18 protein-coding genes are annotated in these 19,940 nt (G+C 71.4%); 8 read left to right on the top strand and 10 right to left on the bottom strand.

Features of this window, described 5'->3' with window-relative positions; all coding sequences use genetic code 11:
• Positions 1-94 precede the first annotated feature (94 nt).
• From ABZ192_RS35525 to ABZ192_RS35510, 4 genes are all read left to right on the top strand, one after another.
• On the top strand, positions 95-748 hold the full coding sequence (locus tag ABZ192_RS35525) for a hypothetical protein (protein ID WP_356928599.1): 654 nt from the start codon (positions 95-97) through the stop codon (positions 746-748).
• Positions 745-1,512: a glycerophosphodiester phosphodiesterase gene (locus ABZ192_RS35520; protein ID WP_356928598.1), complete on the top strand. Its 768-nt coding sequence runs from the start codon at positions 745-747 to the stop codon at positions 1,510-1,512. The genes ABZ192_RS35525 and ABZ192_RS35520 overlap by 4 nt, the downstream gene beginning before the upstream one ends.
• A gap of 50 nt (positions 1,513-1,562) precedes the next feature.
• Entirely contained in the window at positions 1,563-2,909 is a 1,347-nt protein-coding gene (locus ABZ192_RS35515) for an MFS transporter (RefSeq protein ID WP_356928597.1), read from the top strand.
• Between the two features lie 266 nt (positions 2,910-3,175).
• Complete coding sequence (locus ABZ192_RS35510) at positions 3,176-3,550, top strand: RNA polymerase-binding protein RbpA (RefSeq protein ID WP_003977404.1); 375 nt, start codon at positions 3,176-3,178, stop codon at positions 3,548-3,550.
• A 182-nt stretch (positions 3,551-3,732) separates the two neighbouring features.
• Here ABZ192_RS35510 and fxsA read toward each other — a convergent pair whose 3' ends face one another.
• The 4 genes from fxsA to ABZ192_RS35490 form a co-directional block, all read right to left on the bottom strand.
• Positions 3,733-4,311 (bottom strand): FxsA family membrane protein, encoded by a 579-nt coding sequence (gene fxsA, locus ABZ192_RS35505; protein WP_356928596.1) that lies wholly within the window; start codon positions 4,309-4,311, stop codon positions 3,733-3,735.
• 94 nt (positions 4,312-4,405) lie between these two features.
• On the bottom strand, positions 4,406-5,209 hold the full coding sequence (locus ABZ192_RS35500; RefSeq protein ID WP_356928595.1) for a polyprenol monophosphomannose synthase: 804 nt from the start codon (positions 5,207-5,209) through the stop codon (positions 4,406-4,408).
• Positions 5,210-5,744: 535 nt separating this feature from the next.
• A complete protein-coding gene (locus tag ABZ192_RS35495; RefSeq protein ID WP_356928594.1) occupies positions 5,745-7,346 on the bottom strand; it encodes an amidohydrolase in 1,602 nt (533 codons plus the stop codon).
• Between the two features lie 149 nt (positions 7,347-7,495).
• Positions 7,496-7,936: an Lrp/AsnC family transcriptional regulator gene (locus tag ABZ192_RS35490; protein ID WP_010046337.1), complete on the bottom strand. Its 441-nt coding sequence runs from the start codon at positions 7,934-7,936 to the stop codon at positions 7,496-7,498.
• Between the two features lie 268 nt (positions 7,937-8,204).
• Between ABZ192_RS35490 and ABZ192_RS35485 the strand changes: the two genes are divergently transcribed.
• A complete protein-coding gene (locus ABZ192_RS35485; RefSeq protein WP_356928593.1) occupies positions 8,205-8,639 on the top strand; it encodes a hypothetical protein in 435 nt (144 codons plus the stop codon).
• Positions 8,640-9,019: 380 nt separating this feature from the next.
• Here the strand turns inward: ABZ192_RS35485 and ABZ192_RS35480 are convergent, their stop codons facing one another.
• Complete coding sequence (locus tag ABZ192_RS35480; protein ID WP_356928592.1) at positions 9,020-10,192, bottom strand: acyl-CoA dehydrogenase family protein; 1,173 nt, start codon at positions 10,190-10,192, stop codon at positions 9,020-9,022.
• A gap of 331 nt (positions 10,193-10,523) precedes the next feature.
• Between ABZ192_RS35480 and ABZ192_RS35475 the strand changes: the two genes are divergently transcribed.
• A complete protein-coding gene (locus ABZ192_RS35475) occupies positions 10,524-11,789 on the top strand; it encodes a glycoside hydrolase family 18 protein (protein ID WP_356928591.1) in 1,266 nt (421 codons plus the stop codon).
• A 46-nt stretch (positions 11,790-11,835) separates the two neighbouring features.
• Here ABZ192_RS35475 and ABZ192_RS35470 read toward each other — a convergent pair whose 3' ends face one another.
• From ABZ192_RS35470 to ABZ192_RS35460, 3 genes are all read right to left on the bottom strand, one after another.
• Positions 11,836-12,492 (bottom strand): TetR/AcrR family transcriptional regulator, encoded by a 657-nt coding sequence (locus tag ABZ192_RS35470; protein ID WP_356928590.1) that lies wholly within the window; start codon positions 12,490-12,492, stop codon positions 11,836-11,838.
• 116 nt (positions 12,493-12,608) lie between these two features.
• Positions 12,609-12,749, bottom strand: coding sequence for an SCO1431 family membrane protein (locus ABZ192_RS35465; protein ID WP_356928589.1), 141 nt, complete (start codon positions 12,747-12,749; stop codon positions 12,609-12,611).
• 108 nt (positions 12,750-12,857) lie between these two features.
• Positions 12,858-14,237: a peptidase C39 family protein gene (locus tag ABZ192_RS35460; RefSeq protein ID WP_356928588.1), complete on the bottom strand. Its 1,380-nt coding sequence runs from the start codon at positions 14,235-14,237 to the stop codon at positions 12,858-12,860.
• A gap of 224 nt (positions 14,238-14,461) precedes the next feature.
• On the opposite strand from ABZ192_RS35460, the gene ABZ192_RS35455 reads away from it, so the two are divergent.
• Positions 14,462-15,118: a hypothetical protein gene (locus ABZ192_RS35455; RefSeq protein ID WP_356928629.1), complete on the top strand. Its 657-nt coding sequence runs from the start codon at positions 14,462-14,464 to the stop codon at positions 15,116-15,118.
• Positions 15,119-15,551: 433 nt separating this feature from the next.
• Positions 15,552-17,414, top strand: a complete 1,863-nt coding sequence (locus tag ABZ192_RS35450; RefSeq protein ID WP_356928628.1) for an AAA family ATPase — start codon at positions 15,552-15,554, stop codon at positions 17,412-17,414.
• A gap of 106 nt (positions 17,415-17,520) precedes the next feature.
• Here ABZ192_RS35450 and ABZ192_RS35445 read toward each other — a convergent pair whose 3' ends face one another.
• Positions 17,521-18,597, bottom strand: coding sequence for a hemolysin family protein (locus ABZ192_RS35445; protein WP_356928587.1), 1,077 nt, complete (start codon positions 18,595-18,597; stop codon positions 17,521-17,523).
• Positions 18,594-19,925: a hemolysin family protein gene (locus ABZ192_RS35440; protein ID WP_356928586.1), complete on the bottom strand. Its 1,332-nt coding sequence runs from the start codon at positions 19,923-19,925 to the stop codon at positions 18,594-18,596. Before ABZ192_RS35440 ends, ABZ192_RS35445 begins: the two co-directional genes overlap by 4 nt.
• Between the last annotated feature and the right edge of the window lie 15 nt (positions 19,926-19,940).

Genomic DNA, 19,940 nt, shown 5'->3' with positions numbered 1-19,940 from the left:
ATCAGTCCACCTTCCCCGGATTGGCCATGGATGACCTCTCCATCCAAGCCACAGGGTGTCATGCATCAGTCCACTACCACCAGGGGGGCACATCATGTCCACGCAGCGGCGGCTCGCCCGGCGACTGGCGCAGCTCTACGTCGGTCTCGCTCTGTACGGCGCGAGTTCGGCGCTGCTCGTCCGGTCGGGCCTCGGACTGGAGCCGTGGAACGTACTGCACCAGGGCCTCGCCGAGCGGACCGGTCTGTCCATCGGCGTCGTGCTGACCGTCCTGGGCGCCGCGGTGCTGCTCGCGTGGATCCCCCTGCGCCAGCGGCCGGGCCTGGGCACGATCTCCAACGTGCTGGTCATCGGCATGGCGATGGACGCGACGCTGGCCCTGCTGCCCGACGCGCACGGCTGGGTGCTCCGCGTGAGCCTGCTGGTGGCGGGGATCGTTCTGAACGGCGCGGCGACCGGCCTGTACATCGCGGCACGCTTCGGCCCGGGCCCGCGCGACGGCCTGATGACGGGGCTGCACCAGCTCACGGGCGTCTCGATCCGCCTGGTGCGCACGGGTATCGAGCTCACTGTCGTGGCGACCGGTTTCGCACTGGGCGGCACCGTCGGGGTCGGCACCCTCCTGTACGCGGTGGCGATCGGCCCGCTCGCCCAGCTGTTCCTGCGCGTGTTCGCCGTCCCGTCGGCATCCGGCGGCAGCACGGTCGTTGCCACCGGTCAACCCCGAGGAGCGATACTGCGTCCGTGACCCCGCGGATCCGCCATCCCTACCTCGACCATCCCGGCCCGATCGCCTTCGCCCACCGGGGCGGGGCCGCGGACGGCCTGGAGAACACCGTGCGGCAGTTCCGGTGCGCCGTCGAGGCGGGCTACCGCTACATCGAGACCGATGTCCACGCCACCCGGGACGGCGAACTCGTCGCCTTCCACGACGCGACCCTGGACCGGGTGACGGACGGCGCGGGCCGGATCGCCGACCTGCCCTGGCAGGAGGTGCGCCACGCACGCGTGGCGGGCGAGGAACCGGTGCCGCTCTTCGGGGAGCTCCTGGAGACCTTCCCGGACGTGCGCTGGAACGTCGACGTCAAGTCGGAGGCCGCCGTGCTGCCCTTCCTGGACCTGGTCGGCCGGACGAACGCCTGGGACCGGATCTGCCTCGGCTCGTTCTCCGAGGCCCGTGTGGTGCGCGCCCAGCGGCTGGCCGGCCCGCGCCTGGCCACCTCGTACGGCACCCGGGGGGTGCTCAATCTGCGGCTGCGCTCCTGGGGGCTGCCGGCGGCGGTGCGCCGCTCGGCGGTCGCGGCGCAGGTGCCCGAGATCCAGTCCGGCATCCAGGTCGTGGACCACCGTTTCCTCCACGCCGCCCACGCGCGCGGGCTCCAGGTGCACGTGTGGACCGTCAACGACCCGGAGAGCATGCACCGGCTTCTGGATCTCGGCGTGGATGGCATCATGACCGATCACATCGATACGTTGCGCAAGGTCATGGAGGACCGCGGCGTCTGGGTCTGAGACCCCCGGCCGGTCGCCCCTGCGCGTTCACGGGGAGGCGAGGGTACGGGGTGGGCACCGACACCGCGCGTCCGGAGGCGGCCGACGGGGCCGCGGCACTCAGGCGCGAGCAGCGCGGCTGGTACTTCTACGACTGGGCCTGCTCCGTCTACTCGACGAGCGTGCTCACCGTGTTCCTGGGCCCCTACCTGACGTCGGTCGCCGAGTCGGCGGCCGACGCCGACGGGTACGTCCACCCTCTCGGGATCCCGGTGCGCGCCGGATCCTTCTTCGCGTACTCGGTGTCCCTGTCGGTGATCGTGGCCGTGCTGGTGATGCCCCTGGTGGGCGCCGCGGCCGACCGCACCGGCCGCAAAAAGCCCCTGCTCGCGACCGCCGCCTACCTGGGGGCCACGGCCACAACGGCCATGTTCTTCCTGGACGGCGACCGCTACCTGCTGGGCGGGGCACTCCTGGTCGTCGCCAACGCCTCGCAGTCTGTGGCGATGATGCTCTACAACTCCTACTTGCCGCAGATCGCCCCGCCCGAGCAGCGGGACGCGGTCTCCTCCCGCGGCTGGGCCTTCGGTTACGCGGCGGGCTCGCTGGTCCTCGTCGTCAACCTGGTCCTGTACACCGGGCACGACAGCTTCGGCGTCTCCGAGAGCACTGCCGTGCGCATCTGCCTGGCGTCGGCCGGTCTGTGGTGGGGCGCGTTCTCCCTCATCCCGCTGACCCGGCTGCGCGATCGCAGGTCCGCCGCGCGGGAGGCGGCCCTTCCCGGGTTCCGGCAGCTCGCGGCGACCGTCCGCGACATGCGCCGGCACCCGCTGACCCTCGCGTTCCTGCTCGCGTACCTCGTCTACAACGACGGCATCCAGACGGTGATCTCCCAGGCCTCGGTCTACGGCTCCGAGGAACTCGACCTCGGGCAGTCCACCCTGATCGGAGCCGTCCTGCTGGTGCAGGTGCTGGCGGTGGTGGGCGCGCTGACGATGGGCCGGCTGGCCCGGACGTACGGGGCCAAGCGCACGATTCTCGGCTCGCTGGTGGCGTGGACGGTGACGCTGGCGGCCGGGTTCTTCCTGCCGGCGGGGGCACCGGCGTGGTTCTTCGTCCTGGCCGCCGGCATCGGTCTGGTCCTCGGCGGCAGTCAGGCACTGTCCCGGTCCCTGTTCTCGCATCTCGTCCCGCCCGGCAAGGAGGCCGAATACTTCTCCGCGTACGAGGTGAGCGACCGCGGGATGAGCTGGCTCGGGCCGCTGCTGTTCGGGCTCACTTATCAGCTGACCGGGAGTTACCGGGACGCGATCATCTCGCTGGTGGGCTTCTTCGTCATCGGGTTCGCCCTGCTCGCGCGGGTTCCAGTGCGGCGTGCGATCGAAGAAGCGGGGAATCCGGTTCCTGACAGGATTTAGCACTCAGCGCGAAAGGGCTGTAGTGTACGCGTTTGGCCTGCCAGGCGTACCGTTACTGCGCGTCAAAGATGCCGAAACGCTGGGTTACATCTGCTAGCAGATGTGACAAACCGGGCGCTGGTGGGTACAACAAGGGCGGCTACGACGGCGACGCATGACCCGGAACGGGACTCGGAACGGGAATCTTTACCGCCGACCGGACGTTGACCGGATGACGACGACAGCGACACCTGTCCTGTGGGCGACAAGCCCGGGAGGCACGATTCATGAGTGAGCGAGCTCTTCGCGGCACGCGCCTCGTGGTGACCAGCTACGAGACGGACCGCGGCATCGACCTGGCCCCGCGCCAGGCCGTGGAGTACGCATGCGAGAAGGGGCACCGGTTTGAGATGCCCTTCTCGGTCGAGGCGGAGATCCCGCCGGAGTGGGAGTGCAAGGTCTGCGGGGCCCAGGCACTCCTCGTGGACGGCGATGGCCCTGAAGAGAAGAAGGCCAAGCCCGCGCGTACGCATTGGGACATGCTGATGGAGCGGCGCACCCGTGAGGAACTCGAAGAGGTCCTCGAGGAGCGCCTGGCGGTTCTGCGCTCCGGGGCGATGAACATCGCGGTTCATCCCCGAGACAGCCGCAAGTCGGCGTAGTCCCTCCGGGGCCTGGCCGAAAGTTACAGCGCGTCAAGGACCGCGGACGCCGTACGTGAAGTACGGCGCCCGCGGTTTTTGTCATGCGGTTTTGCGGATCAGCGGATCACTGCGATCAGTGGGTCACTGCGGATCAGTGGGGCACGCTGCCTCGCGGATCGATGCCCCCGCGTTCTCGCGGGTCAGTGCGTCAGCGGCGGGCGTGGTTCCCGCGGTGCGTCGCCCCGGTCGTCGTCCCTGATGACCTCGCCCTGGACGACCTTGCCGTCGGGGCGGTGCATACGGGCCTGCTGGAAGACGCCGCCCAGACCGCCCGGGTCGGCCTCGCGGAGCTTGCGCTCGAAGGTGCGCTCCGCGGTGCGGCTCACGGCCTTCTGGACCGGGGGCAGCAGCAGGAGCAGGCCCATCGCGTCCGACACCAGGCCGGGGATCATCAGCAGCAGTCCGCCCAGCATCATCAGGCCGTTGCCCTCGCTGTTCGGCCGGGCCGCCGCGGGCATCACGCCGCTCTGCTGCTGTTGCAGCGTCTCCGAGAGGTTGCGGAAGGCCCTCCGGCCGGCCCGCTTGATGACGACCGAGCCGAGGACGAATCCCGCCACCAGGACGAGGAACACCACCAGCCCGCTCGACGCCCCCGCGACCACCATGAGCAGCCAGATCTCCAGGACGAGCCACGCGGCGAGCCCCAACGGCAGGAACGTACGCAGCCGGGAGCGCCGGGGCCGAGCGGGATTACCGGGGGTCTGAGCGCCAGTCGTCATGTCTCCAGTGTGCCTGGGCCCGGCTCAGTGCGGGATAAGGCCCCGATCAGGGGTTTCTGTGAACGGCGGACGAGGAGAGGGCGCGGAGAGTCCGCTACGGCTTCGACGGCCTGCCGCCGCGGCCGGTGACCTTGCCGACCCGCTCCCCCACGCCCCACGCCGTGACCCGCCACAGCGCCTCGACGAGGATGTCGCGGCTCATCTTGGAGTCGCCGTGTTCACGCTCGACGAAGGTGATGGGCACCTCCACCACGTGGTAGCCGGCCCTGACCGCGCGGCGGGCGAGGTCGACCTGGAAGCAGTAGCCCTGGGAGGCGACCTGGTCGAGCCCGAGGCCCTCCAGGGTCTCCCGGCGGAAGGCGCGGTAGCCGCCGGTGATGTCGCGCAGCGGCAGGTCGAGCGCCAGCCGGGAGTAGAGGCTGCCGCCCCGGGAGATCACCTCGCGGGACTTCGGCCAGTTCACCACCCGGCCGCCGGGCACCCAGCGCGAGCCGAGTACCAGGTCGGCGCTCTTCAGGGCGGTGAGCAGACGGGGCAGTTCCTCGGGCTGGTGGGAGCCGTCGGCGTCCATCTCGACCAGCACGCCGTAGTCGCGCTCCAGGCCCCAGCGGAAGCCCGCGAGGTAGGCGGCGCCCAGCCCCTCCTTGCCCTTGCGGTGCAGCACGTGGACGTGGTCGTCGTCGACGGTCAGCTCGTCGGCCAGCTTGCCCGTGCCGTCCGGGCTGTTGTCGTCGGCCACGAGGACGTGCGCCTCGGGGACGGCCTCGCGCACCCGGCCGACGATGCTCTTGATGTTCTCCGCCTCGTTGTAGGTCGGGATGATCACCAAGGCCGTGCCGAGCGGGCCGAACTTCCTCCCCTGGGCTCCTGCCGCGAGGGTTCCGTCGCCGTCGTTCACTGATGCCCCTTCATGTCCGTACGCAGGGGTCCACCATAGTGGGCCCGGCCTGCGATGACGTGACAGGACGTTCGAATGGTGGTGTCGAATCCGCAAGACGCGGGTAAGAGTGCGCCTCCGGGCGCGCGCGTACGGCGGATGGGGGCCCGGCGCCCTTCGGGCCGACCTGGGATCCGCCGGCTGCGGATCGACCTGAAGCCGTTGTCTACTGAGCGCCCGGGCCCCACCCGGGGTCACACCTCCCCGACCGGCCGGAACGCTCCCTCGGCGCTGCGCCGGCCTGAGCCTGGCTCCCAGTGGCGGTGCCCCGGTGCGGCACACCGTCCCTGACCCGGCGGCGCTGCGGCGAGTGGGCGGACGTTCCCCGGTCGGGCGTCCGGTGGTGGACCCGGCCGAACCTACCGGGCCCCTGCGGCCGCCTGTCAACAGCCGTTTGACCTGCGCATCGTCCGGTAAAGCCCTGGTCAGCGCGGAGGATGCGCAGGTCGCACCCGGGGGGCGCGGCGCACGATCGCTTGCGCGCCACCCCCGTAGATCACTCGCCCGGCCGTACGAACACCGTGTGTCCGCCCACCACGGTCCGCAGGCAGACGGGCAGGTCGCGGCCCGGGGTCAGATCGGGCAGTCCCGGGGTGCCGGAGCGGGGATCGGTCGACCAGCGCGCGACCCGGTCGTCCGGGGCCTGGACCACGAGTTCGCCGGTGCGCCACACCGCGTAGTCGGCGGGCGCGCCCGGCACCAGCACTCCCGCGTCGTCCCGTCCGACGGCCCGCCAGCCGCCGCGCGTGTGCGCCGTGAACGCGGCGCGCACGGAGATGCGGTGCTCCGGCGAGCGGTGGAAGGCGGCGGCGCGCACCGTGCCCCAGGGGTCGAGGGGCGTGACCGGGCTGTCGGAGCCGAAGGCGAGCGGCACACCGGCGCGCAGCAGCGCCGCGTAGGGGTTCAGCGTGCGGGCCCGCTCCACCCCCAGCCGCTGCGCGTACATGCCGTCCTCGCCGCCCCACAGGGCGTCGAAGGCGGGCTGGACGGAGGCGGTGAGACCGAGCTCGGCGAAAGCCGCGACGGTCTCGGGCGTGAGCATCTCGGCGTGCTCGATCCGGTGGCGGGCGGCCCGGACGCGGGCGAGACCGAGCTTCTCGGCGGCGGCCCGCACACCCTCGGCCACGGAGTCCACCGCGGCGTCGCCGATGGCGTGGAAGCCGGCCTGGAGGCCCGCCTCGGTACAGGCCACGACGTGGGCGGCGACGGCGGCGGCGTCCAGATAGGCCCGGCCGGTGTGGCCGGCGTCGGCGTACGGCTGGTGCACGCAGGCCGTGTGCGAGCCGATGGAGCCGTCGGCGAACAGGTCGCCCGCGGCGCCGGCCGCGCCCAGTTCCCGGGCCTTGGTGACGTCCTCCTCGGCCCAGTAGCCGACGACGCGCGGACCGGGCTCCTCGGCGGCGAGGCGCAGCAGGCCGGTGAAGTCGTCCTCGGAGGAGATCTCCGGGCCGCCGCACTCGTGGATCGTGCCGATGCCGAGCGAGGCGGCGTGTGCGAGGGCGGCGCGCTGGGCGTCGGTGCGCTGGCGAGGCGTCACGGCCGCGAACGCGGCGGCACGGACGGCGTGGTGGGCATCGGCGGTGAGGGGTCCGTCCGCGCGGGGGACGCCCGGGACCAGGTCGAGCAGGGCCGTGGTGACGACCGCCGAGTGGACGTCGATCCGGCTGAGGTAGAGGGGCCGGTGTCCGGTGGCCTCGTCGAGTTCGGCACGCGTCGGGGGACGGCCGCCGGGCCAGCGGGCGGTGTCCCAGCCGTGCCCGAGCAGCACACGGTCGTGCGGCCGGGCGGCGGCGAAGTCCCGTACGAGGGCCAGGGCGGCATCGAGGGAGGGGGCGGCGGACAGGTCGAGGCCGGTGAGCGCGAGGCCGGTGGCGGTGGTGTGCACATGGGCGTCCGTGAACGCCGGGGTGACCAGCGCCCCGTCCAGGTCGATCACCTCGTCGACCCCGTCGGCGAAGGCGTCGGCGGCTCCTTCCGAACCCACCCAGGCGACCTGCCCCCGCTCCACGACCATCGCGGTCGCGAACGGATCGGCGGGGCTGTGAACCTCTCCGCGACGGAGCAGGACGGTCTTCGGCGGGGCACTGGACTCACTCATGGAGGACAGTCTCGCGCCCCGCCCGGCCGCCGATGGACAGGGGGCACCTCAACGCGCCCCAAAGGGGCGCGGGGAACTGCGCGACCAGCCACAAACGCGCCGCAGCCGGCAGGCTACCGACACCGCAACGGCGATGGGCTCCGCGTCGATCAGATCCGCGGCGGCCGTGCCTCGTAGGGCGTGGACAGCACCACCGTCGTCCGTGTGGACACGCCCGCCAGCGACCGTACCCGCGCGAGCAGTTCCTCCAGTTCGTGCGGCGTGGCGACCCGCACCTTGAGGATGTAGTTCTCGTCGCCCGCGACACTGTGGCACGCCTCGATCTCGGGCACGTCCGCGAGACGGTCCGCTATGTCGTCGGGTGCGCTGGGGTCGAAGGGCTTGACCGAGATGAACGCGGTCATGGGCAGACCGACGGCCTCCGGGTCGACGACCGCGGCATAGCCGCGGATGACGCCACGCTGCTCCAGCCGGCGCACCCGCTGGTGCACGGCCGACGTGGACAGGCCCGTGGCCTTGCCCAGGTCGGTGTAGCTCATCCGCCCGTCCTTGACGAGCAGCTGCACGATCTGTCGGTCCAGCTCCTCCATGGCGCAAGAACCTACAGTGCGGTTGATCTCCTCCGATACCTGAGCGGCCCGGGCCATGCCCGGTTCGTGATCCGGCCGACGGCGGCTGCCGGCCGGCCGGGGGACAAACCGGCCGCAGTGGGCACCTGCGCGCGGCATGTGACGAACGCCACAGGGCTCGAACAGTCTCCGTAATGTTCTCGTGATTACCGCCCAGGGGGGACGGGAAGTGCTTGCTGTGGTCGAGGCCGCAGTGCCTGATACGGCCCAGCCCGAGGGGGAGAACCCAATGCAGAGTCTTAAGCGCCCAGGTCGCACCGCACCCAAGCGGCAGCAGCTCGTCGTCGAGCCCGAGCCGGAGGGCGTCGAATCCGACACCTTCGACGACGAACTCGACGCCTACGACACGTTCGAGATGTACCGGGTCATCTGCCCGGACTGCGCTCAGCCCATCGCCCTCCTGGCGGACGAGGAGGTCCTGCCGGAGCACGCGCTGTGCGCCTCGCCGTGGAATCCGTTCGGACTCACGGTCTGTGCCGGAACCGGCCGCGCGGCCACGGACGCCCGCCCCGCTGACGAGTCCGTCGAACCTCAGGAGCAGGACACCGCCCTGCTGTTGACGCTCCCTCAGGGCCTCGACTGGCGGACCCAGCCCTTCTCTCACGTCGGCGGCCCGGGCTCACGCCCCATCAGGGTCCCCGTCATGCGCCGCCAAGCGGCCTGAGCGCGGGTCCTCTTCGCCCGCTCGCCCCGTCCCAGTGACTGCCCCCGCACCACGGCTCGCAGTCCGCCGTGGTGCGGGATCAGTGCGTCCGGATTTGTTGAAATCCCCTGAACGCACGCCCGATTCCACCCTGGGGTGACCTGTCCGGCCTCTTCCGCGTTGCCCGGGTATGACCCCCATTTCCTCAGCGACCGGGCGTCAACGCCTCCTGTTCGTCCCGCCGCCCGCAGAATCGGTTCGGCCCGCCGCGCCGCGCTATCAGGACCCGCCGATCTACTGTGACCTGATGCGGGCCTGGGCCGAGCGCGGCCGCACGCTTCCGGGCCGGCACGACCCGGAGTGGATGCGGCTCGCGGCGCCCTGGCGGGGCCTCGACCAGTTCAGCGTCCCCCTGGACCCACGAGATGGCGGGCGATGACCATCCGCTGGATCTGGTTGGTGCCCTCGACGATCTGCAGCACCTTCGCCTCGCGCATGTAACGCTCCGCCGGGAAGTCCGCGGTGTAGCCGTAGCCGCCGAGGATCTGCACGGCGTCGGTGGTGACCCGCATCGCCGTGTCGGTGCAGTGCAGCTTGGCCATGGCCGCCTGCTGGGCGAACGGCCGGCCCGCGTCCCGCAGGCGCGCCGCCGCCAAGTAGAGCGCCCGGCCCGCCTCGATCTGCGTCGCCATGTCGGCGAGCATGAAGCGCAGCCCCTGGAAGTCGGCGATCGGCTTGCCGAACTGGCGCCTCTCGGTCGCGTACGCCAGCGCCTCGTCGAGCGCCGCCTGCGCCACGCCGATCGCGCACGCCGCGATGCCGAGCCGCCCCGAGTCGAGCGCGGACAGGGCGATCGCAAGACCCTGCCCCTCCTCGCCGATGCGCCGGTCGTCACCGACGCGTACGCCGTCGAAGTGGACCTGGGCGGTGGGTGAGCCCTTCATGCCCATCTTCTTCTCGGGCGGGGCGGCGCTCAGACCCGGCGCATCGCCGGGCACCAGGAACGCGGTGATCCCGCGCGGGCCCTCCTCGCCGGTGCGCGCCATGACCGTGTAGAAGTCGGCGATCCCTCCGTGCGTGATCCAGGCCTTGGTGCCGGTGATCACCCAGGCGTCACTGTCGCGCACCGCCCTGGTGCGCAGGGCGGCCGCGTCCGAGCCGGAGTGCGGCTCGGAGAGGCAGTAGGCACCGAGCATGCCGCCGCCGAGCATCGCGGGCAGGTGCTCGACCTGCTGCTCCTTCGTGCCGTAGGCGGCGAGCGCGTAGGAGGCGAGGGAGTGCACGCTGACGCCGAGGCCGACCGTGAGGCGGGCCGCGGCGAGCTCTTCCAGGACCTGGAGGTAGACCTCGTAGGGCTGGTCGCCGCCGCCGTACTCGGAGTCGTACGGCAGGCCGAGCAGGCCGGAGCGCGACAGCAGGGTGAGCAGCTCGCGCGGGAAGCGGCCGGCGTCCTCCTCCTCGGCCGCCTTCGGGACGATCTCCTGCTGCGCGATGTCGCGGACGAGCGAGATCAGGTCCCGGGCCTCCTCCGTGGGCAGTTGCCGGTCCACCGGCTGCGGGGCGCGGTCGGGCATGGCGACGCTCTCCTCCCTGTCGGGCACTGGCGGACGGGCCCGTGGGTGGGGGCGGCGCCGCCGGGTCGTTCTGGTGCCTGGCCGATGCTTGCAGTCCCGGGTCTCGGAAGCTGCTGACCAGCGGCTCTGCGCTGTGAGTATGCCCGATCGGAGGCATCCCGTCACCAGTTAACGACCGCTTACTTCAAGAAATACCCGAGTGCGCCTCGACGAGCGAAATTGGTCCGAACCATTGACCGGACTGGTCTAGTCCTCCTACTGTTTCGCACCATCGATTCACCGCGTTCATGCCAATCGGCACGCGCTCCCTCTCCCCACGAGGAGACACCGGATGCACACCCTCCACCGTTCCCGCTTCCGGGCCATCGTGTCCGCGGCCTGCTGCGCCGTCCTCGGCGCCGGTCTGCTGGCCGGCGCGGGTGCCTCCGCCTCCGCGGCGACCTCGGCTCAGGAGGCCGCCGCCGGTACGAAGCCCGCTCCCGGCGCCAAGGCCGCCGGCTCCAAGGTCATCGGGTACTTCACCGAATGGGGCACCTACGACCGCAAGTACTACGTCAAGAACATCGAGACGTCCGGCTCGGCGGCCAGGCTCACGCACATCAACTACGCCTTCGGCAACGTCACCGGCGGCAAGTGCGCGATGGGCGACGCCTACGCCGCCACCGACCGGACCTACACGGCCGCCGAGTCCGTCGACGGCAAGGCCGACGCCTGGGACCAGCCGTTGCGCGGCACCTTCAACCAGCTGCGCGAGCTGAAGCGCAAGCACCCGAACCTCAAGGTGCTGTGGTCCTTCGGCGGCTGGACCTGGTCGGCCGGCTTCGGTGAGGCCGCCAGGAACCCGGCCGCCTTCGCCCAGTCCTGCTACGACCTGGTCGAGAACTCCAAGTGGGCCGACGTCTTCGACGGCATCGACATCGACTGGGAGTACCCCAACGCCTGCGGCGCCACCTGCGACACCAGCGGCAAGGCGGCGTTCAAGAACCTGATGCAGGCGCTGCGCGCCAAGTTCGGCCCGAAGAACCTGGTCACCGCGGCGATCACCGCCGACGCCACCCCGGGCGGCAAGATCGACGCGGCGGACTACGCGGGCGCCGCCCCCTACGTCGACTGGTACAACCCGATGACGTACGACTTCTTCGGCGCCTGGGACGCGACCGGCCCGACGGCCCCGCACTCCCCGCTGACCTCGTACTCCGGCATACCGAAGGCGGACAACCACAGCTCGGCGACCATCGCGAAGCTCAAGGGCCTCGGCATCCCCGCCTCCAAGCTGCTGCTCGGGATCGGCTTCTACGGCCGCGGCTGGACCGGCGTCACCCAGTCGGCGCCCGGCGGCACCGCTACCGGCCCGGCGGCGGGCACGTACGAGCAGGGCATCGAGGACTACAAGGTCCTCAAGACCAAGTGCCCGGCGACGGGGACGGTGGCCGGCACGGCGTACGCCAAGTGCGGCAGCGACTGGTGGAGTTACGACACGCCGGCGACCATCGCGACCAAGATGAACTACAAGAACCAGCAGGGGCTGGGCGGCACGTTCTTCTGGGAGCTGAGTGGCGACACATCGAAAGGTGAGCTGATCAAGGCCATCAAGTAGGCCTGGCCGACCGGGGGCGGAGGGGACGGATCCCTCCGCCCCCCGCTCATGCGCCCTGGCGGGCGGCCTGCGGAGCCGGATAGGCGGGGTCGAGGTCCTCGATCGCGCGCAGGGCGCCGCCGAGCCCCTTCACCAGCAGGTCGCACATGGTCTCGCGGGGCAGTTCGGGGCGGTCGATCCATTCCAGGGTGGTGCCCTCGACGCCGCACACCCAGGCGAGCAGGCCCATGCGCGCCAGCGGGGTGATGTCGGCGCGGCCGTACGCCCCCTCGGCGATGGTGGCGACGATGGCCTCGCGGACGCCGTCACGGATGGCGTGCACTTCGGTGTCGAAGCCGACGCCGCCGCTGACGATGGTGCGGTACGCGGCCTGGTTGTGCTCGGCGTAGCGCAGATAGCGGTCGATGGTGCGCTGGACGCGGTCGACCGGTGGCAGTTCGTGTCCGCTCGCCGCCAGGGTGACCAGGTCGGCGACCGAGTCCTGGATGATGGCCAGGTAGTAGCCGCGCTTGGACTGGAAGTAGTAGTAGATCAGCCCCTTGGCGACGTGCGCCTGCCGGGCGATGTCGTCCATCGACAGGGCGTCGTAGGACGTGTCGGCGAACAACCTCCGCCCGATCGCGATGAGTTCGGCACGGCGCGCCAGCGAGCGCTCGGTGCCGCGGGCTCTGGGACGCGCGGCAGGCTGTGGACTGATATTCAATTTCGACCCTGGTTCCAACGGGCGGCGGCGGGACATCCGCAGTATGGCAGGCCGCAGGGCAGGGTCGTGGGTCAGGTCACAGCACCACGCGTCGGGTTACAGCGGCCCGAGGTGGGTCACAGCAGCCCGAGCTGCGTCACGAGCATCGCGACGACCACGACGAGGGTCCAGCCCGCGACATGCTCGACGATCTTCGGGCCGTCGTCCTGGGGACCGCCGGTGCGGACGCGGGCTGCGGTGGCTGAGTGCGCGGTCATCATTCTCACTGATTCGTGATGCGGACGGACTTCCCCTCGAAGGGGCGGTCCACGGTGAAAGTCAGTCCACTTTGCCATCTGGAGCGGCTTTCGTGGCCGAGAGGTTGGTCACACGCGCACGCCCACGGCTGTCAGCGCCTTGCGCTGGGCCGCGGTCGGCCGGGCCGGGAAGTACAGGTAGCAGACGCCGCCGGTACCGGAGACGACCTTCCCGGAGGCGTTGTACCGCTTGGTCCGCAGCCAGATGTTCTCCCACTCCCGCCGCCGGTAGACGCGTCGCACAGCCTCGTTGGTCTCCGAGAAGGGATCGTTGGCGATCACATCGCCGTCGGCGGTGAAGCCGATGACCGTCATCAGGTGCCCGGCGGTGCCGTACCCGGCGCCGGTCAGCTCCTCCTTCAGGAAGGACTGGGACGTGATGGCCGGGATGCCGGCCGCGATCAGCGTCTCCAGGTCGGTGAGCGAGCCGAGCCGGGTGACCACGGCCTGGAGGTCCTTGAACGTGGCCGCGTAGGCGGCGTTGAAGGGCCAGTTGCCGCATCCGGCGTACTGGTAGTCGTAGGTGAAACGGGCCGCGTGGCACACCTGGGGATCGGCGTACGACGGATCCACCCAGGCCAGTTGCTCCGGGGTGAGCCGGCCACCCCAGTACTCGATGATCATCTGGGAGGACGTCGGGCTGCACCAGGCCTCGCCGCCGTTGTCGTACTCGGGGTACTGGCCCTTGTGGATCTCCTGCGAGTACCGCGGGACGGCCAGCTCGCCGGCGAGGCCGGGCACGGACGCCGGGACGGTGAACCGGTCGGGAACGTCGGAGCCCATCGCGCCGAGCCGCCACACGGTGGGCGTGGCCTTGGTGCCGGGCTTGCGGTAGAGGGTGAGGCGCAGCCGGTACGAGGCGAGGCGCAGGCCCGTCGACGGGTCGTCGATCGCCAGGGTGTCGGTCCAGACGGTGCTCTTGCCGTCGCTCTGGTCGTCGACGGAGGTGCGCCGGATGTCCTGGTCGCCGGACGCCCAGCGGCCCATCACGTACCAGGGAGTGCTGGTGCCGTCGGTGTAGATCGCCTTGATCTCCGCCTGGAGCCAGGTGCCGGACGGGGTGTGCGCGTTCCAGGAGACGATCGCCTCCGTCGCGGGGACGGCGAGCCGGTGGGCCGGGGACGTCCAGGTGCCGTACTCCCAGCGGGCGGTGGTGCCGGTGTGCGGGTCCGTGTAACCGGTGGTTCCGGCGGGCTTCGCGATCACCACGCCCGGGCGGGCGCCCGCGACGGCCCGGGTGCCCCGGGCGGAGCCGCCGTACCAGTCGTCGTACGAGACCCAGGCCCGGTTGTCCACGGTCCGGGCCGGGACCACGCGGGCGGGCTCTGCGGTGTCGGTCGGCATGGGCTCCTCGGTGTCGGCGGACGCCGGGCCCGCGCCTGCCGTGACGACGGCGGCGACCGCGGCGGCCAGGACGGTTCTGCGGGAGGGCTGTTCGGCTCTGCGCATGGCGAGACCCCCGGAAGTCGGAGTCGGTCAGGGGCGGGCAGGTCCATTGCACGGTCGGTCGCACACGTGTAGGCACCACATAGGGGCAGCAGCACGCATGTATGCGCCACATAGGAGCACAGCCCGCCGAGTCCCGCCAGCACTTCGGCCCGCGCCACGCCCACCAATATTGGCGTCGACCACTGGCGGGCGCCGTGGACACCGTCGTTAGAGTGCTGAGCGAGATGAATCCGCCCTTCCGCCCCGTACCGGGCCCCGCCGTCCGCGACCTGTCCTCCCGGATCCGCCGCCTTCCGCCCTCCTGCGGCCCGGTCCGCCTCGTCGGCGTCGACGGGCACGCCGGTTCCGGAAAGACCACCTTCGCCGGGCAGTTGGCCGTGGCGCTGGGCGGCGCGCCGGTGCTGCGCCTCGACGACATCGCCACCCACGACGAACTGTTCGACTGGACCGGACGCCTGCTGGACCAGGTGATCGAGCCTCTGGCCCAGGGCCGGAGCGCGCACTACGCCCCCTACGACTGGCGAGCCCGCCGCTTCGGTGCGCCGCGCCCCCTGCCGCCCGCCCCGGTGGTTGTCGTGGAGGGCGTCGGCGCGGGGCGCCGGGCGCTGCGGCCTCACTTGGCCCTGCTGCTGTGGATGGAGCTGCCCCGCGAGGAGGCCTGGGCGCGGGGACGGTCGCGGGACGGGGAGGAACAGAGGGAGTTCTGGGACGGATGGGTACCGGCGGAGCGCCGGCATTTCGCCGACGATCCCTCGCGGCCGTACGCCGACCTCCTGGTACGCCAGCGAGAGAAGGGATTTGAGGTGATCCCGGGACCTGCTGGGACGGTTGGACCGGACCAGCCCCTCACACACGGTGACGAGCCGCCCGCAGTGTGCTGAACTCGTGAAGGGCCTTGCGGGACAACTTGCCGGAGTGCTTCAACTCGGCTTGACCGGGGGCCCGTACAGGACTTACGTTCTCAATGTGCGGCCATTCGGAGCCGCCCACAGACGCGAAGCCCCCGGTTGTTCCCCCGTGATCGGGGGCTTCGTTCTGTCTTCTTCCGGTTTTTCCGGGCGCCGCGCGGCGCCGCGTGCTCACCCTCGGTCACCGTGCGGGAGGGTGCCGCATCCCCTCCCACCTCGCCGAACGCCCCGTGCGGCACCCTACGGGGGCGCCGCCCGCGCAGGTACGATGCCCTCGTTGCGACCTACGGACGGTTGCTTCGCACACCTTGCAACTCCGGTCCGTGGTACAGCGGTTCGAGCAGGGCAGCCGGCCGGGGGGCGGCTCGTTGGCATACCGACGGGGGCACGGTTCGTGGGGGACGTGATGGACTTCGGCACGCAGGGCCCACAGGCCCCGGCCGACCTCGCCTGGCTGCGAGGCGTGGACGCCTACACCATGGGCGCCTATCCGCAGGCGGAGGAGGAGTTCCGCGCCGCCGTGCGCATGGACTCCGGGATGGCCGACGCCTGGCTCGGGCTGCACGCGCTGCGCGTCGACACGACGACCGCACTGCTCAGGATGTTCCGCCACCGGGACCGCTTCGGCGAGCAGCGCACCCGCTACCGCCGCGCCCTCAACTCCTGGTACTGGCTGGGCTGGTGGGTGCAGCCCGTGCTGGAGAGCCCCCGGGACCTGCTGCTCGCGCACGCCTCCCACTGGCTGGACGGCCGCCACGTCCCCGAGCTGGACCGCGCCCTCGCCGGGCTGCCGCCGGTGGACACCGACGCCCAGGTGCGCTTCCTGCATGCCTGCCGCGCCTATCTGGTCAAGGACTGGGAGCAGCTGGTCCGCCACACCGACCCGCTGCTCGACGACCCGATGCTCGGCATCGAGGCGGGCCTGTTCGGCGGCATGGCCAGAGTCCGCCTGGAGATGTACGGACAGGCCGAACCACTGCTGTCCGCCGCGCTGATGCGCTGCCGCAGCGAGCAGCCGCAGCGCAAGGAACTGCGTTACTGGCTGGCCCGCGCGCACGAGGGCACCGGCCGCAGCGCCGCCGCGCTCCCCCTGTACCGGGCGGTGCACCGTGTCGACCCGGCCTTCATGGACACCGCGGCCCGTCTCGCCGCGATCGCCGAGGGCGACGGCTACGACGAGGCCACCGACCTCGCGGCGATCACCCTCACCGGCGCCGGCCAGGACGCCGTGGACGGACCGGACGGTTTCGACCCGCTCTTCGGCACCGAGGGCCGTGATCTGAGACTGCCCGATCCGGAACCGCCCGCCGCCGCTCCCCTGCCGCCGGTGACCGACCCCTCGGTGCGCTCGCGGACCGGCCCGGCGCCGTCGCTGCCCGCGGGGCCCACCGACCCGGTGTTACTCGAGGAAGCACTCGCCGAACTTGAGCGCATGGTGGGTCTGGAGCCGGTGAAACGCCAGGTCAAGGCGCTGTCGGCGCAGCTGAACATAGCCCGGCTGCGGGCCGGGCAGGGCCTGCCGGTCCAGCCGCCGAAACGCCACTTCGTCTTCTCCGGCCCCTCCGGCACCGGCAAGACGACCGTCGCCCGCATCCTCGGCCGCGTCTTCTACGCGCTCGGCCTGCTCGGCGGCGACCATCTCGTGGAGGCCCAGCGGGCCGACCTCGTCGGCGAGTACCTCGGGCAGACCGCCGTGAAGGCGAACGAACTGATCGACTCGGCGCTCGGGGGCGTGCTCTTCGTCGACGAGGCGTACTCGCTGTCCAACTCGGGCTACGGCAAGGGCGACGCGTACGGCGACGAGGCGCTCCAGGTGCTGCTGAAGCGGGCGGAGGACAACCGCGACCACCTCGTGGTGATCCTGGCCGGCTACCCCGAGGGCATGGACCGCCTCCTCGCCGCCAACCCCGGGCTGTCCTCGCGCTTCACCACCCGCGTCGACTTCCCCTCCTACCGGCCGCTCGAACTCACCGAGATCGGCAAGGTGCTCGCCGCGGAGAACGGCGACCTGTGGGACGAGGAGGCCCTCGACGAGCTGCGGTCGATCGCCGGGCACGTGGTGGACCAGGGGTGGATCGACGAGCTGGGCAACGGGCGGTTCCTGCGGACGCTGTACGAGAAGAGCTGCGCGTACCGGGATCTTCGGTTGTCCGTCTGTCCCGGGGTGCTGGGCAGGGAGGACCTGGCGACGTTGCGGTTGCCGGATCTGATGCAGGCGTATGGAGAGGTGCTGTCCGGGCGGGGGCCGCAGGATCCGCCCGGACTGTAGGAACTGGCGCAGGGGCTGGGGCCGGGTGGGTCCGCAGCCCGGCGGAGCGGGGTGCCGCTGCGCCCACCCGTGCCGCCCTTAGCGGCACGATTGCCCGCAGCTGGGCCTACGTAGCCAGTACCTCCTCGCCGGACCTCGGCTCGGTCAGCCTCACCTCTCGCACCTCCCGGTGCGCAGGATCCCGCACCTCCCCCACCAGCAGCTCCAGCACATCCTCCAGCGCCACCAGCCCGAGCACCTTCCCGGACGCGTCGGCCACCTGGGCCAGATGCGTCGCCGCCCGCCGCATCACCGTCAGCGCGTCGTCCAACGGCAGCTCGGACCGCAGCGTCGTCATGGAGCGCCACACATGCTGCGGCACGGCACGGTCCGAGTGCTCCACGTCGAGGACGTCCTTGACGTGCAGGTAGCCCATGAACACACCGTTGTCCGCGACGACGGGGAACCGGGAGTACCCCGTGCGGGCGGTGAGCTCGACGATGCGGCCGGGGGTGACCGACGGGCTGACCGTCACCAGTGACTCGCGCTTCAGCAGGACGTCCGTGACCGGCCGGGAGCCCAGCTCCAGGGCGTCCTCCAGGCTCTCGGCCTCGTCGGGGTCGAGCAGGCCCGCCTGGCCGGCGTCCTCCACGAGCCGGTTGAGCTGCTCACTGGTGAAGACGGCCTCGACCTCGTCCCTGGGCTCGACGTGGAAGAGCCGCAGGATGCCCTGGGAGACGGCGCCGAGGGCGGCGGTGATCGGCTTGCAGAAGCGGGCGAACCAGACCAGGCCCGGGCTGAGCCACAGCGCGGCCTTCTCGGGAGCCGCCATCGCCAGGTTCTTCGGGACCATCTCGCCGATGACGAGGTGGAAGAAGACCACGGCGGCGAGGGCGATGACGTAGGTGAGCGGGTGGATCATGCCCTGCGGCAGGTGGACCCACTCGAAGACCGGCTCCAGCAGGTGCGCGACGGTCGGCTCGGCGACCGCACCGAGGGTGAGGGAGCAGATCGTGATGCCGAACTGGGCCGCCGCCATCATCTGCGGCAGCCGTTCCAGGCCGTAGAGGACCTGCCGGGAACGGGCGGTGCCGAGGGGTTCGATCTGGCTGCGGCGTACGGAGACGAGCGCGAACTCGGCGCCGACGAAGAAGCCGTTGAGCAGCACCAGGAGGGCGGCGAAGGTCAGTTGGAGCACGCTCATCGGGCGGCCTCCATCACGACGACCGGGGCCGTTCTGACCAGGCGGACCCGCTCGGCGCGGTAGTGGCCCACCTGGCGTACCGACAGCCGCCAGCCGGGCAGCTCCGCCTTGTCGCCGACGGCCGGGATACGGCCCAGCAGGTCGGCGATCAGGCCTGCGACGGTCTCGTACGGGCCTTCGGGTACGTCGAGGCCTATGCGCTGGAGGATGTCGACCCGGCAGCTGCCGTCGACGTCCCAGGCGGGCCTGCCGTCCTCCGGCGGCGCGGAGGCCAGCTCGGGCAGGTCATGCCCGTCGTGCTCGTCGCGCACCTCGCCGACGATCTCCTCGACGATGTCCTCCAGCGTGACGACACCGGCCGTGCCGCCGTACTCGTCGACGACGACCGCGATCGGCTGCTCGCTGCGCAGGCGGGTGAGCAGCGGCCGTACGGGGAGGGTCTCGGGGACGAGCAGCGCCGGGCGGGCGATGCGGCCGACGGGGGTCCGCAGCCGGTCCCGCACGGGCACGGCCAGGGCGTCCTTGAGGTGGACCATGCCGACGACCTCGTCGATCCTCTCCCGGTAGACGGGGAAGCGGGACAAGCCGGTGGCGCGGGTCAGGTTGACCACGTCCTCGGCGGTGGCCGAGGACTGCAGGGCGCTGACCTTCACGCGCGGCGTCATCACGTGCTGCGCGGTCAGTTCGCCCAGTGACAGGGTCCTCACGAAGAGGTCGGCCGTGTCCTGTTCCAGGGCGCCGGCCCGGGCCGAGTGGCGGGCGAGGGAGACCAGCTCGCCGGGGGTGCGGGCGGAGGCCAGCTCCTCGGCGGGCTCGATGCCGAGGGCGCGCACGAGCCGGTTCGCGACGGCGTTGAGGCCGGCGATGACCGGCCGGAACAGCCGTGCGAAGACGTGCTGCGGGCCCGCGACGAAACGCGCGACCTGGAGCGGCCGGGACACCGCCCAGTTCTTGGGCAGCAGCTCGCCGATCACCATCTGCACGGCGGAGGCCAGCAGCATGCCGACGACGACCGTGACACCGGAGACGGCTCCCTCGGGGACGCCGATCGAGGTGAAAGGGCCGTGCAGCAGCTCGGCGAGCGCCGGTTCGGCGAGCATGCCGACGACGAGGGAGGTGATGGTGATGCCCAGCTGGGTGCCGGAGAGCTGGAAGGACAGCTCCTTGAGCGACTCGACGACACGGTGGGCGCGCCGGTCGCCCTCGGCGGCGGCCTTCTCGGCCTCCGGCCGCTCGACCGTCACGAGTCCGAACTCGGCCGCCACGAAGAATCCGTTGGCCAGAATCAGCAGGAACGCGGCTGCCAGAAGCAGCAGGGGGATGGTCATGATGCCGCCGCCTCC

The sequence above is a fragment of the Streptomyces sp. NPDC006235 genome (assembly GCF_040613735.1).
Taxonomy (GTDB): domain Bacteria; phylum Actinomycetota; class Actinomycetes; order Streptomycetales; family Streptomycetaceae; genus Streptomyces.
The sequence above is the reverse complement of the archived record's forward strand: the minus strand, read 5'-3'. Positions and strand labels throughout refer to the sequence as shown.